Source organism: Pseudaminobacter soli (ex Li et al. 2025) (assembly GCF_003012705.1).
Taxonomy (GTDB): domain Bacteria; phylum Pseudomonadota; class Alphaproteobacteria; order Rhizobiales; family Rhizobiaceae; genus Pseudaminobacter; species Pseudaminobacter soli.
Genome location: NZ_PXYL01000001.1, coordinates 460,312 through 475,844, shown reverse-complemented (window position 1 = coordinate 475,844; position 15,533 = coordinate 460,312). Strand labels below are relative to the sequence as shown.

Annotated in this window: 11 protein-coding genes; 2 read left to right on the top strand and 9 right to left on the bottom strand. The window is 63.5% G+C overall.

The genetic code is table 11. The features are described 5' to 3' along the window. Positions 1-4: 4 nt before the first annotated feature. From C7I85_RS02260 to folP, 3 genes are all read right to left on the bottom strand, one after another. Entirely contained in the window at positions 5-1,204 is a 1,200-nt protein-coding gene (locus tag C7I85_RS02260) for a low temperature requirement protein A (protein ID WP_106722316.1), read from the bottom strand. Positions 1,205-1,299: 95 nt separating this feature from the next. Continuing rightward, positions 1,300-1,815 carry a 2-amino-4-hydroxy-6-hydroxymethyldihydropteridine diphosphokinase gene (gene folK, locus C7I85_RS02255; RefSeq protein WP_106722315.1) on the bottom strand — a complete coding sequence of 172 codons (516 nt, stop codon included), beginning with the start codon at positions 1,813-1,815 and terminating at the stop codon, positions 1,300-1,302. A gap of 42 nt (positions 1,816-1,857) precedes the next feature. After that, the gene (gene folP / locus C7I85_RS02250; protein ID WP_106722314.1) at positions 1,858-2,703 is read right to left on the bottom strand and encodes a dihydropteroate synthase; all 846 of its coding nucleotides are present in this window, start codon (positions 2,701-2,703) and stop codon (positions 1,858-1,860) included. 140 nt (positions 2,704-2,843) lie between these two features. Here folP and C7I85_RS02245 point away from each other — a divergent pair, with 140 nt between their 5' ends. Beyond that, positions 2,844-3,470: a DUF922 domain-containing Zn-dependent protease gene (locus C7I85_RS02245; protein ID WP_245444757.1), complete on the top strand. Its 627-nt coding sequence runs from the start codon at positions 2,844-2,846 to the stop codon at positions 3,468-3,470. Positions 3,471-3,486: 16 nt separating this feature from the next. On the opposite strand, the gene C7I85_RS02240 is transcribed toward C7I85_RS02245, so the two are convergent. The 3 genes from C7I85_RS02240 to C7I85_RS02230 all read right to left on the bottom strand — a co-directional run bounded on the left by C7I85_RS02240 (position 3,487) and on the right by C7I85_RS02230 (position 5,394). Next, positions 3,487-4,512 (bottom strand): NAD(P)/FAD-dependent oxidoreductase, encoded by a 1,026-nt coding sequence (locus tag C7I85_RS02240; protein WP_106722312.1) that lies wholly within the window; start codon positions 4,510-4,512, stop codon positions 3,487-3,489. Positions 4,513-4,590: 78 nt separating this feature from the next. Further along, the gene (locus C7I85_RS02235; protein WP_106722311.1) at positions 4,591-4,911 is read right to left on the bottom strand and encodes a 2Fe-2S iron-sulfur cluster-binding protein; all 321 of its coding nucleotides are present in this window, start codon (positions 4,909-4,911) and stop codon (positions 4,591-4,593) included. Positions 4,912-5,019: 108 nt separating this feature from the next. Further along, positions 5,020-5,394, bottom strand: coding sequence for an Hpt domain-containing protein (locus C7I85_RS02230; RefSeq protein ID WP_106722310.1), 375 nt, complete (start codon positions 5,392-5,394; stop codon positions 5,020-5,022). Positions 5,395-5,669: 275 nt separating this feature from the next. Between C7I85_RS02230 and C7I85_RS02225 the strand changes: the two genes are divergently transcribed. Then, a complete protein-coding gene (locus C7I85_RS02225) occupies positions 5,670-12,392 on the top strand; it encodes a kinesin (RefSeq protein WP_106722309.1) in 6,723 nt (2,240 codons plus the stop codon). 245 nt (positions 12,393-12,637) lie between these two features. Here the strand turns inward: C7I85_RS02225 and C7I85_RS02220 are convergent, their stop codons facing one another. The 3 genes from C7I85_RS02220 to C7I85_RS02210 all read right to left on the bottom strand — a co-directional run bounded on the left by C7I85_RS02220 (position 12,638) and on the right by C7I85_RS02210 (position 15,532). Then, positions 12,638-13,231: an ABC-type transport auxiliary lipoprotein family protein gene (locus tag C7I85_RS02220; RefSeq protein ID WP_428832802.1), complete on the bottom strand. Its 594-nt coding sequence runs from the start codon at positions 13,229-13,231 to the stop codon at positions 12,638-12,640. 95 nt (positions 13,232-13,326) lie between these two features. Beyond that, positions 13,327-14,700 carry an MlaD family protein gene (locus C7I85_RS02215; RefSeq protein WP_106722307.1) on the bottom strand — a complete coding sequence of 458 codons (1,374 nt, stop codon included), beginning with the start codon at positions 14,698-14,700 and terminating at the stop codon, positions 13,327-13,329. 13 nt (positions 14,701-14,713) lie between these two features. Then, positions 14,714-15,532, bottom strand: a complete 819-nt coding sequence (locus C7I85_RS02210; protein WP_106722306.1) for an ABC transporter ATP-binding protein — start codon at positions 15,530-15,532, stop codon at positions 14,714-14,716. Position 15,533 lies beyond the last annotated feature (1 nt).

The window sequence follows — 15,533 nt, the reverse complement described above, 5'->3', positions numbered from 1 at the left end:
GACATCAGTGGCTGGCAGCCAGCCTTCTGCTGTGCAGCCTGTATTCCCAATAGGCGACGCTGAACAGGATGACTGTCGTCAGCACGCTCAGCGTCATCGGGTTGAGAAGCGGCCCGCTCAGCCCGACCACAAGCAGCAATGCCAGGCCGATCATGTGCGAAAGCGGCACGATGTTCATGGCGATCCGTTTGAAGACGAGATTGCCGAAGACATAGAGAGCCGGCCCTCCGACGATCGTCAGGATGCTCGCCATGTCGGCGTGGTGGCCGCTGGGATGCGCGAGCGTGAGTTCGTCTCCGACGGCTGTTACGATGATGCCAGCGACGAGCAGCAGCGGTGAATAAGTGTAGGCGATGCGTGCCACCCTGCCCGGATCGCTGGACGTTTCGATGTGGTGCTTGGCGGTTTCCGCGCCGATGTTGAAATATATCCACCACATGGCGACCGACGCGCCGAAAGACGCCAGGAAGGCGACCATGACGCCGGTCGTAAGCTCGAGTTCGGCGAAGGTTGCCCCGGTTACCAGGACCGATTCGCCAAGCGCGATGATGATGAACAGCGCGCTGCGCTCGGCCATGTGGCCGCCTTCGACATCCCATTCGGCGGTTTTGCTGGCCCCGAGCCGCGGGGTCCAGAACGCCGCTGCCGGCGCGGTGTATTCGATGAGCAAGGCAACGATCCATATTGCAAAGCGGGTCTCGCCTTCCGCAAACGCGCCTGCAATCCAGAATACGCCGGACAGGCTCAACCATGCCGTAATGCGCCAGAAATTCAGGTAGTTCACCTTGTTGTGCAGGCGCAGCGCCCAGAGCATGAAGATCGAGCGGCCGACCTGCATGAAGACATAGGCCCCCGCAAAGACCAGGCCGCGACTGTCGAAAGCCTCGGGGATCGAGGTGGATAACAGCAGGCCAGCCAGCATGAGGACGAAAAGCAGAAGCCTCACCGGGCCGTGGCGGGGATCCATCCAGTTGGTGACCCAGGAGGTGTAGACCCACACCCACCAGACGGCCATCAAGAGAAAGGCCGCATGAAAGGCTCCCAGCACGGTCAGGTGCTTGAGCAGCGTGTGGGAGATCTGCGTGACGGCAAAGACGAATACCAGGTCGAAGAACAGTTCGACGTACTCGACCTTGGCCTCCTCGCCCGTCCGGGCGCGAGCCAGATCATGTTTGGACCCAAGAACCCTTTTGGACTCGGCCATCCGACCAGCTCCCGAGCTTCGCCGCCAAAACCGTCTCGACTAAATCGAGGCGTATGCGGTTTGACAAGAGGCGCTCGAGGCGAGGACGGTGGGGACTATTCCTTCCACCAGTCCTGGCCAGAAGGCAGCTTTTCGATGCCCGCGCGGTCGACATGAGGCAGGCGCTCGGACGCACTTACGCCGCCAAACGTGAAATCTGGCGCGATCTCGGTCAGCGGCTCCAGCACGAAGGCCCGCTCGAACATGCGCGGGTGCGGCACCTCCAGCCCGGCCTCATGAATGACGCGGTCGCCGTAGGCCAGGATATCGATGTCGATCAGCCGAGGCCCCCAGCGCTCGATGCGCACACGCTTGAGCGTGCGCTCTGCCTCCAGGCAAAGCTCCAGCAGCTCTCGCGGCGACAGCTCGGTCGCGAGTTCAGCGGCCGCATTGAGAAAATCGGGCTGGTCGAGCTTGCCCCAGGGCGGCGTGCGGTAGAGCGAGGACACAGCCACCACCGACGTGCCCGCCTCCGCATCGATCATGCGCAACGCCGCGGCCATGGACTTTTGCGGCTCGCCGAGATTGCCGCCGAGGCTCAAATAGACGCGCTCTTTGCTGGGATTGGACAAGCGCCACCTCGAATAATCTGGCTGATTTGGCCTAACCGGCAATCACATGCCTGGCTTGGCGGTTTCACGGGCAAGAATAGCATCTGCCACCGCCAACGCGTCTGCATTGATTGCGACATTGTGCACCCGAAACAGGGCCGCCCCTTTCAGGCGCAGGGCAACGCTGGTCGCAGCGGTTGCCGCATCGCGCGCTTCGGAGTCCTTGCCCGAGACATAGCCCACGAAGCGCTTGCGCGACGTGCCCACGAGCCAGGGGAAGCCCAAGCCGTGCAGCTCGTCAAAACGCGCCATCAGTTGCAGGTTCTCTTCGGCATCCTTGGCAAAGCCGAAGCCCGGATCGAGCAGGATCTGCGCATCGGCAATGCCGGCTTCCCGCGCGATCTTCAGGGATTTGCCCAAGAATTCGAACTGGTCGGCAATGACGTCCGGGTTCTTCTCGCGCTCGCGCCCGGTGTGCATGATGACGAGCCCTGCCCCGGTTTCGGCCGCCAGTCTGGCGATGTCCGGTTCGCGCTGCAGCCCCCAGACATCGTTGACGATATGCGCGCCGGCGGCAACCGCCAGCCGGGCCGTCTCCTCGCGATAGGTGTCGACCGAGATCAGGATGTCGGTGGCCTTGGCCAGTGCGGCAATGACCGGCAGGATGCGCCGCTGCTCTTCCCCGGGCGAAACCGGCGTCGCACCCGGCCGGGTCGATTCGCCGCCGACGTCGATGATCGAGGCGCCTTCGGATATCATCCGGCGCGCCTGCTCTATCGCGCGATCCGCATCCATGAACTGTCCGCCATCGGAAAAACTGTCCGGCGTTACGTTCAGAATTCCCATCACCAGCGCCTTGTCGCCGATATCGAGAAAGCGCCCGTGGGCCAGTTGCCATCGTGTCGTCATTGTCGACTGCTCTTTACGGACGGAGCCGGGCTCCCAAATAACTATGCATCCGTAGAGGATGCGACGGGCAGCAACAACCAGGGTTGCGCAAGTCGCCCGTACTTCAAGCTAATTCAAGAGGCAATATGATGAAACGAGCCATGCTGATAGCAACCACGATTGCATGCGTTGGCTCACCGGCCGGAGCGGCGACTCTCTCGAAGAGCTACAGCTACTTCTACATCGGCGGCAGCACGCTGGAGGAGATCGAAGCCGAACTTTCGAAGCGCGGACCTCACGTGAGTGCTTCAAACAGCAGGCATCCCGGCGCCACGCAGATGCAGTTCACCACTCAGCTCGCCTTCACTCAGGGAAAGGACTTTTGCCAGATCGTCGATGCGAAGACGACCGTGGGCGTCAAGGTCATCCTTCCGAAGTGGCGCCGCCCGCACAAGGCGGACAACGACGTGCGCCTGGTCTGGGACGTGCTTGCGTCAGACATCAAGCGCCACGAGGAAAGCCATGTGGTCATCGCCAAGAACTATGGGCGCGAGCTGGAGCAGTCGCTGAAGGCGATGGGACGCCAGAAAAATTGCGAGGCGGTCTCCGACAAGGCCAAGACGATCACCTCCAATGTCCTCGCCAAGCACGAAAAGGCGCAGGCCGAATTCGACCGCGTCGAAGGCAAGAATTTTGAGAGCCGGATCGTGCGCCTGCTTCAATATCGCCTGGAACAGATGGCCGGCCACACCTCCCACCGGAAGGCCAAGATGGATCGGCCGATCTGATCGCCGGTCGGCTGTCCTAGTCAGGCACTCCAAGCTTCCGATGTATGCTCGTGGATGACGTGGTGTACTGGAACACCACACGCTCGCCGGGACTGACGATCCGCTTGGCCGCCTGCGCCATCAATGCGGCTTCGTGAAAGCCCGAGAGGATCAGCTTCAGTTTTCCCGGATACCAACTGATGTCGCCGATGGCGAAGATGCCGGGCGTCGAGGTCTCGAACTTTTCGGTATCGACCGGAATCTGGTTCTCATGCAGCTCCAGCCCCCAGTCCGCGATCGGGCCCAGTTTCATGGTCAGCCCGAAGAACGGCAGCATTCGGGTGCAGGCGACTTCTATTTCGCCATCGGGCCCTTTCACGGTCACGGAAGACAGCTGGCCAGCGTTTCCCGTCAGACGGACGATCTGACCGATCCAGAAATCGATCTCGCCACGCTGCTGCATGGCCAGCATCTTGTTGACGCTGTCGGGCGCAGCCCGAAATTCGGGCCGGCGATGCACCAGTGCCACGCGCCGCGCGAGGGGCTGAAGGTTGAGCGTCCAGTCGAGCGCCGAATCGCCGCCGCCGACGATCACCAGATCCTGGCCCCGGAACGCCTCCATTCGCCTGACTGAATAGAAGACGCTCGTTCCCTCATAGGCTTCGATGCCCGGGATCGGCGGACGCTTGGGCTGGAACGAACCGCCGCCGGCGGCGATCACGATGACCTTGGCCTCGATGGTCTCGCCATCGTCCAGAGTAACGCGGAAACCGCCATCATCGAGCTTTTCGAGCCCGCTGACCATGCGGTTGAAGCTGAATGTCGGCTTGAAGGGTGCGATCTGCTTCAGCAGCTGGTCGACCAGCCCCTGGGCCGAAATCACCGGCCAGCCCGGAATGTCGTAGATCGGCTTTTCGGGGTAGAGTTCGGCGCATTGCCCGCCCGGGCGGTCGAGTATGTCTACGAGATGACATTTCATGTCGAGCAGGCCGAGCTCGAACACCGCGAATAGCGCGACCGGCCCGGCGCCTACGATCAATACATCTGTCTTGCCGCTTTCCATCTCCCGCCCCGGATGCATCGCCGATATCATCCTCAATAGAGGATCGCCGACCGCACCCGTCGATGGAAGGGAGTTCGGCTATCCCTGTCGCTCAGGAACCCGCACGACCAGGCCGTCGAGCTCGTCGCGCACCTTGATCTGGCACGACAGCCGCGAGTTCGGCCGCACGTCGTAGGCGAAGTCGAGCATGTCTTCTTCCATGGCCTCCGGCTCGCCGACGATACCGGTCCACTCCTCATCGACATAGACGTGGCACGTGGCACAGGCGCAAGCGCCCCCGCATTCGGCTTCGATGCCAGGCACGGCATTGCGGATTGCGTTCTCCATGACGGTCGAGCCGTTCTCGGCCTCTACGTCGAAACGTGTGCCATCGAATGCAACGAAGGAAAGCTTGGTCATTACTGCCCCTAAAACGAATACTCAGCCGAGATAATCACTCCGGCGCGCATGTCAACACCGCGCAAAAGCGTCCTCAAATGACGCAATCGGCATCTTCGGGAAAATCGGCTAGCGGCTGATCGCCGCGATGAAGTCGTGCGCCTCGTCGACAAGCGCCGCCAGACGCTCCAGCACAGTTCCGTCATGCGGCTGCTTCTCGATATCGGCGGCACAGTCGGCAATGGCAAACGCCCCTACCCCTTGGGCCGAGCCTTTCAGCCCGTGGGCGAGGCGCAGACGCTCGTCGACGCTAGCGCCGACGATCTGGTCGCGCACCTGCAACGCCTGGTGTACGAACAGCGCCAGCACCTCCTCTTCGAGGGTGCGGTCGCCCATGGTCTGCCTGCCAAGGTGGATGAGGTCGATGGGGCGCGATCGTGCTTGATCGCAACTCTCGCCGCCCGGCATCGAAAATGCGACGGCGCTGGTATCCTGCGGTGCCATTTTTACCTTCTCGGGCAGAGCCCTCATGAGCGGTCAAACTGCTTCAATCATGTGGATAACGGGTTAACGGGCAAAACCCCGAAAACGTCCGCAAATCCGCCGGTTTCACGCCGTTGTTAACCACATATTTAAAGTTTTACGCATTAGTCGGGATTCAAGTTTCCTTTACCCGCCTGTGCCAGTACGATACGACGAGTCCATAAAAAGCCTCGCTCGCGAACATATAAGGGCCGGAATTTGTCGGTCTCGCGGCACGAGTACAGGGTAACGGCGACATGGCGAAAAATAGCTCGACAAACAAGAATATCGACACCGACGTCGCTAAGGAACTTGAGGACGCGCTGGATTTCGACCTAGCGGCTGGTGCCGACGAGCTCGACATCGCCGCCTCGATGCAGGACCTGGAGGCGCAGATATCGCAGGCAGCCGATGAGCTCGCCCGCGAAAGCCGCGCCGAGAAGGCTGCTCAGGCCGCTGCCCGCAATGCCGCTCCCAAGCCCGCTCCCGCCAAGCCGGCCAATCAGCCGGAGCCAAAAGCAGCAGCCGAACCGGCCGCCACCCGCGGCAGTGGCTTTGCTGCCGCTAATGATGACCAGCAGAAGGACTATCGCGCCCTGCTGCACAGCATCAACCGCCGGTCGTCCAGCGGCATCTATTGGCTGGTTGCCGTTCTGTCGCTCATGTGGATCGGCGGCGGCGTCCTGCTCGCCAATACGCTGTTCACGCCGCCTCTGTTCCAGATTCGCTCGTTCCAGGAGATTGCCGCCCAGCCTTATCTGATCCTGCTCGGCGTCGCCACGATCACGCCGATCATTCTCTTCTGGGCCTTTGCCCTGATGATTCGGCGGGCGCAGGACATGCGCCTTGCCGCCCAGTCGATGACCGAAGTCGCCTTCCGTCTCGCCGAGCCGGAAAACCTCGCCCAGGATCGCGTCATGACCGTCGGTCAGGCCGTGCGCCGCGAAGTCGCCGCCATGGGCGAAGGTATCGAGCGCACGCTTGCCCGCGCCGTCGAGCTGGAAACGCTGGTGCACACCGAGGTGAACCAGATCGAGCGCTCCTACTCCGAAAACGAATCCCGCATCCGTGCGCTGGTGGACGGGCTGGGCAGCGAACGCGAAGCTGTCGTCACCCATGCCGAGCGCGTGCGCAGCTCGATTGCCGGCGCGCACGAAACGCTGCGCGACGAACTGGATTCGGCGGGCGACATCATTCGCCAGAACATCCTCAACGCATCGACCCGCCTGTCGATGACGATCACCAATTCCGGTGACTCGCTGATCGACCGCATCAACGAAAGCGGCTCGTCCATCTTCGAGTCGATCGACCAGCGCCTCGATACAATCGGCGACCGCATCACGACCTCGGGCGAGGCCTTCGCCAGCCTGCTCGACACGCGTATTGCCAAGCTCACGCAGAGCACGGACCAGATGACGCGTTCGCTGTCCGACCTGCTGGACGACCGCACCGCCGGCATGGTGTCGCTGCTGGGCGGCGCCGCTCGCACGCTGAACGCCGACTTCGAAACAAGCCTCAAGGACATCGAGCGCACCCTGGCCGAACGCGGCCAGGCCCTGATCAGCGAGTTCCAGATCCGCGCCGAAGCGCTTGATACCGGTACGCAAAAGCTGAATGCGGCGCTTGAGGCCCGCGCCCGCCAGATCAACGAAACGCTGGTCGAGCGCGCTCGCGAGATCGCCACCACCTTCACGGAAGGCAATCAGAACCTTTCGGCCATGATCGACGAAGGCCGCGCCCGCATCGGCACGCAGATGGCCGACATGGTCACGTCCACGTCTTCCATGCTCGAGGCCCGCGCCGGCGACTTCGCCGACCGTCTCGAAGCGGCACGGCACACCGTTTCCGGTGCCTTCGACTCCGACCTGCAGAAGCTTACGGAGGCCCGCAAGGGCATCGACGAGGCTATCGACACGCATGCCGCAAAGTTTGCGGAAACCAGCGATCGCATCGCCTCGTCGTTGCATGCGGACCTCGCCAAGTTCGAGGAAAGCCGCGCCGGTATCGACGAAGCCGTCAGCCTGCAGGTGCTGAAGCTCGCCGAAGGCCGCACCATGATCTCGCATGCGCTCGACGAGGATCTGCGCAAGATCAACGAGACGCGCGCCACGCTCGACGCTTCGCTCGGCGACCATCTGGAGCGCCTGGCCGAAAGCCGTGCAAACCTTGCCCGCGCGCTGACCGAAGACTCGCAGAAGCTGACCCAAACCCAGGCCGGCATTGACGAAATGGTCTCCGGCCACATCGGCAAGCTCGCCGAAGGCCGCAACATCCTCTCGCGTGCCCTTGAGGCCGATCTCGGTAAGATCGCCGACAGCCGCTCCGACATCGACAAGCTCGTGGCCGGCCAGGTCGAGAAGATCGCCGAAGGCCGCGACGTTCTTTCGCGTGCCCTCGAAGCCGACCTCAACAAGATTGCCGAAGGTCGTTCGAGCATCGATCAGCTGGTCGACGGGCAGCTCGAAAAGCTCGATCAGGGCCGCGAGCGCCTGACGCGCGCCCTGGAAGACGATCTCGCCAAGCTTGCCGACAGCCGCGCCAGCATCGACGGCCTCGTTGCAGGTCAGGTCGAGAAGCTTGCCCAGGGTCGTGACATCCTCAAGCGCGCCCTCGAAGACGACCTCGCCAAGCTCGCCGACAGCCGCTCCAGCATCGACGGCCTCGTTGCCGGCCAGGTCGAGAAGCTCGCCGAAGGCCGCGACATCCTCAAGCGCGCCCTCGAGGCCGACCTTGCCAAGCTGGCCGAGAGCCGTTCGAGCATCGACGGCCTGGTTGCCGGCCAGGTCGAGAAGCTGGCGGAAGGCCGCGACATCCTGAAGCGCGCCCTCGAGGCCGACCTTGCCAAGCTGGCTGAGAGCCGCTCGAGCATCGATGGCCTGGTTGCCGGACAGGTCGAGAAGCTGGCCGAAGGCCGTGACATCCTGCGTCGCGCCCTCGAAGCCGACCTCGCCAGCATCGACGACATGGTCAACCGCCATGCGGAGAAGTTCAACGAGAGCCGCCGCATGCTGACCAGGTCGCTGGAAGACGATCTGAACAAGCTGGCCGAGAGCCATGGCACTCTCGAAGGCGTCGTCACCACCCAGGTCGAGCGCCTTGCGCATGGCCGCGACGTGCTGACCCGCGCCCTCGAAGCCGACATCGCCAACATCGAGGGGCTGATCGCGGCCCAGGCCGACAAGCTCGTCGAAGGCCGCAAGCTCCTGTCGCAGGCGCTTGAAGCCGACGTCGCCAGCATGGAAGGCCTCGTGGCCGGTCAGGCCGAGAAGGTCGGCGAAAACCGCGGCGTGCTCACCCGAGCGCTTGAAGCCGACATCGCCAACATAGAAGGCCTCATCGCAAGCCAGAGCCGCCGCCTCGAAGAAGGCCGCGCCATGCTGGCCCGCACCCTCGAAGAGGATCTCGCCAAGCTCGCCGACAGCCGCTCGGGCATCGACGGCCTCGTGGCTGGCCAGGTCGAGAAGCTGGCCGAAGGCCGCGACATCCTACGCCGCGCTCTCGAAGCCGACCTCCAGAAGCTGACCGTCGCGCGCTCACAGATCGATGGCCTCGTCGCCGATCAGGTCACCAAGATCGCCGAAGGCCGCGAGGTTCTCTCGCAGGCTCTCGAAGCCGACATGCAGAAGATCGCCGGCAGCCGTTCAGGCGTCGACGAGATCATCGCTGCACATATCGGCAGGCTGTCCGAAGGTCGCGACATGCTGACCCGCGCGCTCGACGACGACCTCACCCGGCTGGCGGAAACCCGCCGTGAGATCGACGACGCCGTTTCGACGCACATCCAGCTCATCGCCGACAAGCGCATCGACATTTCGGATGCCCTCGCCTCCGACGTCGAGAAGATCGAGGAAGCCTTCCGTCGCCAGACCGGCGTCATCGAAGAGCGCACCACCACGATGGAACGCGCCCTGACGCTGGGCGTCGACAATGTGCGCATGGCGCTTGAAGGCAGCGCTGTCGTCGTTGCCGGCGCACTGCGCGAAAAGGTGCTCGAAGTCACTGCCGCGCTCAACGAGGCAGCCGGAAGCGCCTTCAGCGAGGCCGACCGCCAGATCGCCGCGCGCGCCGAACAGACATCCGCCGCCCTCCTCGCCCGCGCCGACGACATTACGCGCGCCTTCGAGGAAGCCGACAGCCGCCTCGCCGCCCGCGCCCAGGAAACCTCGGGTTCGCTTATCGCCCAGGCCGAGGACACCGCAAACGCGATCGCGGCCCGTGCCGGCGATCTCGTCCGCACCTTCGACGACGCCGACCAGAAGCTGGTTGCGCGCGCCATCGAGACCGCGAACTCGCTTGCGGTCCGTGCAGGCGACATCCTGCGCAACTTCGAGGACGCCGACCAGCGGCTCGGCCAGCGTATCGGCGAATCCGCCGAGGCGCTTGCCGCTCGCGCGGCCGAGCTCGGAAGCATCTTCGATGCCGCCGATCGCCAGTTCGTCTCGCGCATCGCCGACGGTGCCACCACCCTTGGCGCACGTGCCGTCGAAATCGTCCGCAACTTCGAGGCCGCCGACGAACGCCTTGCAGCTCGCGTCAATGAAAGCGCCGAGGCGCTTGCCGGCCGTGCTGCCGAAATCGGCCAGGTCTTCGAAGCCGCGGACCAGCGCATCGCCGCCCGCGTCAACGAAAGCGCCGAGGCACTCTCCGGTCGCGCCGCCGAGATCGGCCAGGTCTTCGAAGCCGCGGACCAGCGGATCGCCGCACGCGTCGACGAAAGCGCCGAAGTGCTCTCCGGCCGCGCTGCTCAGATCGGCCAGGTCTTCGAAACCGCGGACCAGCGGATCGCCGCGCGCATCAACCAGAGCGCCGACGCACTCACCGGCCGGGCCGCCGAAATCGGCCAGATGTTCGAGGACACCAACCAGCGCATCGTCGCCCGCGCCAGCGAAAGCGCAGACTCGCTCGCCGGTCGTGCCGCAGAGATCGGACAGGTGTTCGAAACCGCGGACCAGCGCATTGCAGCCCGCGTCGCCGAAGGCTCATCGATCATCAGCGCGCATGTCTCGGGCATCGCCAGCACCGTTGCCGCAACCGAGCAGCGGGTCATCGTCCGCGCCAAGCAGACCGCCGAGCAGCTTGATGCTCGCGCCAAGGCGATCGAGGACACACTCACCGGTGCCGACGAGCGCTTTGCGGCGGGTGTCGATGCCGTTGCGGCTCGCGTGAACGAGCATGTGACCCAGGCCGAAAGCCGCCTCGCCGCCAGCGCCGACTCGGTCGGCCAGAAGCTCGGCGAGCATATTGCCCAGGCCGAATCGCAGCTGGTCGCGCGTGCCAACACGATCGCCGACACCTTCACCGCTGTGGGCCAGCATATCGGCCAGAGCACGAACGAGGCTGCACGCACCATCGGCGCCAACACCCGCGAACTCAACGCGATGCTGGCCGAGCGTTCCGCCGAGATCACCAAGATCCTCGACGAAAACGCCCGCCCGCTGGTCGATCGCTTCGCCGAGACCGGCACCGACCTGCAGCGCGGCCTGGAGCAGGCAACGCAGCGCGCCACCGAGCGCATGCGCACCGAAAATGCCGCGCTGGTCAACGCACTCGCCACCCGCACCGCCGAAACGCTTTCGGCAGTCGAAGGCGCCCGTTCGAACCTCGCGGAAGGCGTCAGCAGCCTTATCGACCGGCTGTCGATGTCGAGCGCACAGCTCAACGACCTGATCGAGAAGGCCGCGACCAACCTCTCGAATGTGGACGAACGTCTCGTCGGCAGCACGCAGAGCTTTGCCGCGACGACCGAGAAGGCTGCGCAGACCTTTGCAAGCTCGGCCCGGCTGGTGGACTCCAACGCCACCCGCCTCACCGAGATGTCGTCCACCACGCTCAAGGAAGTGGCATCCATCGCGACCCGCTTCGACGACCACAGCCGCCTTCTGTCGAGCGCATCCGAACTTCTGAGCTCTGCCCAGAACAATCTCGAGCATACGCTTGAGCGCCAGTCCTCGCTGGAAGACCTCGCGGTCGGCCTGGTGAAGAAGTCGGAAGATCTCGAGCGCGTCATGAAGTCGTTCGAAGACCTGGTCGGCAAGGCTCTGGAAAAGGCCGAAAGCCGCACCCTCGCCTCGACCGACAAGATCCGCGGCGCGATCACGGAAGTGGTGGAATCCGCGACCAAGCGCTTTGCCGACGCGACCGAGGACATGCGCCGCACGGCAAGCTCGATCAAGAGCGAACTCGACGATACACGCGCCGAGCTGAAGAAGGGCGTGCTCGACATGCCCGAAGAGGCCAAGCAGTCGACGACCGCCATGCGCCGCGCCGTGACCGAGCAGATCAAGGCTCTGAAGGAACTGTCCGAGATCGTGGCCAAATCCGGCCGCACGATCGACGTGGGCGACAACGCCCCGGCCGCCCGTGCACCCGCGCCGCGTACTGAAGCGCCGGCACCCGCTCAGGCACCCTCGCCCGCTCCGCAGGCGCCACGTGCACCGGCGGGCGACGTCGCGCTACGCGGTAGCCTCGACGTCGAGCGCCCTGCGGCGGCAGCGCCCGCACGGGCCCAGGGCAATGCCCGCCCGCAGCCCGGCGGCTGGGTGCGTGATCTGCTGAGCGGCGCCTCGCGCGACGAGAACGCACGGCCGACGGCTGCCGAGGCGCCCCGCGCGGCAACCGCCGCCCGTTCGCCGGCTCACGTGGTCGAATCGCTCAACTCGCTCTCGGTCGACATCGCTCGCGCGATCGACCATGAGGCCTCGATCGAGCTGTGGAACCGCTATCGCCGTGGCGAGCGCGATGTGTTCACGCGCCGGCTCTACACCCTCAAGGGCCAGCAGACTTTCGACGAGATTCGCCGCAAGTTCCAGGCCGACGGCGAATTCCGCGCCGCGGTGGACCGCTACTGCGACGACTTCGAAAAGCTGCTGAAGGACGTCTCGCGCAATGACCACGACAACGTCATGACGCAGACCTACCTCTCGTCCGACACCGGCAAGGTCTACACCATGCTGGCCCACGCGAGCGGGCGCCTGCGGTAAGGCAAGCAGCCCATAGGCAAAACAAAAAAGGCGGGAGTTTTCTCCCGCCTTTTTCTTTGCTCTTTACGTTTGGATTGAACCGGTTCCGTTTGTCCGATCCATCAGGAGGATGACAAAGGTCGATGCAGGTCATCGGCCAAGCGGCCGACGCAGCGGACGGCTGCCTGCCCCTCATCAGGCGGTGCCAAAAGCTCAATGAAACAGTGAGAAGAACCGCGCGGCCACAGAAGACCGCGCAGCTACGGTCAGATGACCGAATCCGTCCACTCGACGATTTCGGAGGCTATCGTCTCGAATGCCCGGTTGAGCGCCTGCGCATAGGCGTCATTGCCGCTACCGCTCACGGCCGCGCTGGCCTTGAAATCGCGGGAAGCTCGCACTTCGCCGTTGCGGTCGTTGAGCAGGCGGACGAACAGTTCGATATGCGCATTGCGGTCGCCGTCGACATGGACCTCGAAAGTGCGCAGTTCCGCGATCACCTGATAGTCGATCGCCAGGCCTTCGCCAGGCAGGCCGACGCCGGCAAAGGCGCCGGAGCGCTGGAAGGTTTCGGCAAGGCGCGCCTGCACGATACGCGGCAGGCGGTCCGACCACTGGGCGCCCTTGAGGAACTCGATGACGCCGGACGGACGCCTGATGACGATGTTCTGGCCGTCCAGCGACTTCAGCGCCGGCGGCTCGGCAATCAGGATCTGCAGGCGCTTTCGCATCTGCTTTGCCGTGCCCGAGGGCGCCGACAACTCATAGGTGTCGAGCGGGGTCGGGCTTTTGAACAGCGCGCATCCCGAAAGCGTCAGCGTGACAGCCGCAACGCCTGCCATGACCTTAAACGTCTTCACCGCTAATCCCGTCCCCAAGATTACAGCTTCTTCCGCCAAGAGGCGGCAAATCTATTTCGCTACGAACACTTTCTTCGAATGCGCGTCCGGCAATGTCAACGTCGTGCCCGCCCGTCATACTCCCGGACGGTACCCTCTCCACCGGTAATGATGCGCTGCGGATTGCGCTCCAGGTCGGTAATGGCCTGTTCGATGCGATTGATCGAGCGGCGGCCATCGCGGACGAACGCCTCGACGTCACGCAGGCCGGGCCCGGTGAACTGCTGTATCCCGTTCAGGATCGTGTCGATGCGAGCATTGAGCTTGTCCGCAACCTCGCGGAACGACTTCAGCGTCGCACTCGCCTCGGTCATCAAGCCTCCCGCCTGGCCGGAGCCGAGCAACTGGTCGACCCTCGTCAATATGCCGTCGATGCGCACCGAGGCCGCGTTGAGTCGGTGGGCGAGTTCGGTCGCATCGCTGATCATACGGTCGATGTCGTGAGACCGGTTGCCGATTTTCTCGGTGACCTTTGCCACGTCGGCCGCGGCAGTCTTCGCGTCGCGGCTGGCATCCTGGAAGTTGTTGAGCGTGGTGCGCACGGACTCGGGATTGACGCTATTGAGGATACCGTCGACCTTGGTCAGCGTGTCACTGCCCTTCTCAGCAAAGCCATTGATGTTGCCGACCGCCTTCTGGACACCGGCAATGATCTTGTCGAGATCCTTGGTGTTCTCGTTCAGATTGCTGGTGAACTTCTGCAGATTGGTGACGATTTCCGACACCTTGTCCTTGTCGACGGACCTCAAAAGTTCGTCGGCAGCCGTAAGCGTTCCCTCGATCTTGCCGGAAACGCCAGCCAGCGTTTCCGACAGCTTGCTCACATTAGCAAGAAACTTGTCGACGCCTTCGGCGTTGTGGCCGAGCGCTTCCGAGAACTTCTCGAAGTTGCCGACCGTGCGGGTGAGCGGCTCGCGCACCTCGCCGACGAAACCCTCGACCTGGGAGAGCACGTTGTCGGCCCGCTTGAACAGCGCTTGCGCGGTCTGGAGAAGATTGGTCACCGCAGACGGATTGGCCGTGATCTCTGCGACTTTGCCATTCGCCTCCGCCTCGTCGAACAGGTTCACTTCCTGCGGATTGCCACCCTTGAGCTCGATATTGGCCTGGCCGGTAAGGCCGGCGATGCCGATATCGGCCGTAGTCGACTTGGTGATCGGGGTCAGACGATCGATCTCCGTATCGGCGATCGCGACCGTGGGATTCTGCACGTCGATGAAAACGCGACGCACATCGCCAACCTTCACGCCGTTGAACAGCACCGCGCTGCCTCGCGCGAGACCTGCAGCGGATCCCGGGATACGCACGCGCAGCAACGCTGTCTCGCCGCGCTCCCCGATTGCCGCCGTCCAGTAGACGAAGGCAAAGGCAGAAAGGATCGCTAGGAGAGTGAAAATTCCGACGATGACGTAGTTGGCTCTGGTTTCCATTCGTGGCTTGGTTCTATCCCCTTGCGGCCAGGTCGATCTGACGCGCGCGCTTACCCCGGAAGTAAGATTTCACCCACGGCTCTTCGCTGGCAAGCATGTCTTCAATCGTGCCCTCTATCAGTACCCTTTTCTTGCCGAGGACTGCAATTCGGTCGCATACCGCAAAAAGGCTGTCTAGGTCATGGGTTACCATGTAGACGGTCAAACCCATAGTGTCGCGCAGCTTCGCGACCAGTTCGTCGAAATCGGCCGCGCCGATCGGGTCCAGGCCGGAGGTCGGCTCGTCGAGGAAGACGATGTCAGGATCGAGCGCAAGCGCGCGTGCGAGGGCAGCGCGCTTGATCATGCCGCCCGACAGTTCCGACGGAAATTTCTGGGCCGCATCCCGCGGCAGGCCGACAAGTTCGACCTTGAGCAGCGCGAGCTCGTCCATCAGCCGTTTCGGCAGATCGAGATACTCCCGCATCGGCACCTGGACGTTTTCAAGCACTGTTAGCGCCGAAAATAGGGCGCCGTGCTGAAACAGCACGCCGAGCCGCATGTCGAGTCGCATGCGCTCGACCTCGCTGGCCTTGTCGACGTCGAGCCCGAATATCTTGATCGTGCCCGAGCGCTTCTTGGTCAGCCCAAGTACGGTCCTGAGCAGCACTGATTTGCCGGCGCCGGAGGCACCGACGAAACCGAGGATCTCGCCGCGACGGATATCCAGCGAGAGGTTTTCGAGCACGATGTTGTCCTCGAAACCGACCGTGATGTTATGGGCGGCAAGCACGATGTCAGAATCGTCCGCCGTGTCGCTTGCCTTCCGGGTTATCGTGGCGTCCTGGGTCATC

Coding starts and splice junctions, on each gene's coding strand:
- C7I85_RS02215 (WP_106722307.1), bottom strand. CDS start 14,700: ATGGAAACCAGAGCCAACTACGTCATCGTCGGAATTTTCACTCTCCTA.
- folP (WP_106722314.1), bottom strand. CDS start 2,703: ATGACGACACGATGGCAACTGGCCCACGGGCGCTTTCTCGATATCGGC.
- C7I85_RS02240 (WP_106722312.1), bottom strand. CDS start 4,512: ATGGAAAGCGGCAAGACAGATGTATTGATCGTAGGCGCCGGGCCGGTC.
- C7I85_RS02230 (WP_106722310.1), bottom strand. CDS start 5,394: ATGGCACCGCAGGATACCAGCGCCGTCGCATTTTCGATGCCGGGCGGC.
- C7I85_RS02210 (WP_106722306.1), bottom strand. CDS start 15,532: ATGACCCAGGACGCCACGATAACCCGGAAGGCAAGCGACACGGCGGAC.
- C7I85_RS02235 (WP_106722311.1), bottom strand. CDS start 4,911: ATGACCAAGCTTTCCTTCGTTGCATTCGATGGCACACGTTTCGACGTA.
- C7I85_RS02260 (WP_106722316.1), bottom strand. CDS start 1,204: ATGGCCGAGTCCAAAAGGGTTCTTGGGTCCAAACATGATCTGGCTCGC.
- C7I85_RS02225 (WP_106722309.1), top strand. CDS start 5,670: ATGGCGAAAAATAGCTCGACAAACAAGAATATCGACACCGACGTCGCT.
- C7I85_RS02245 (WP_245444757.1), top strand. CDS start 2,844: ATGCTGATAGCAACCACGATTGCATGCGTTGGCTCACCGGCCGGAGCG.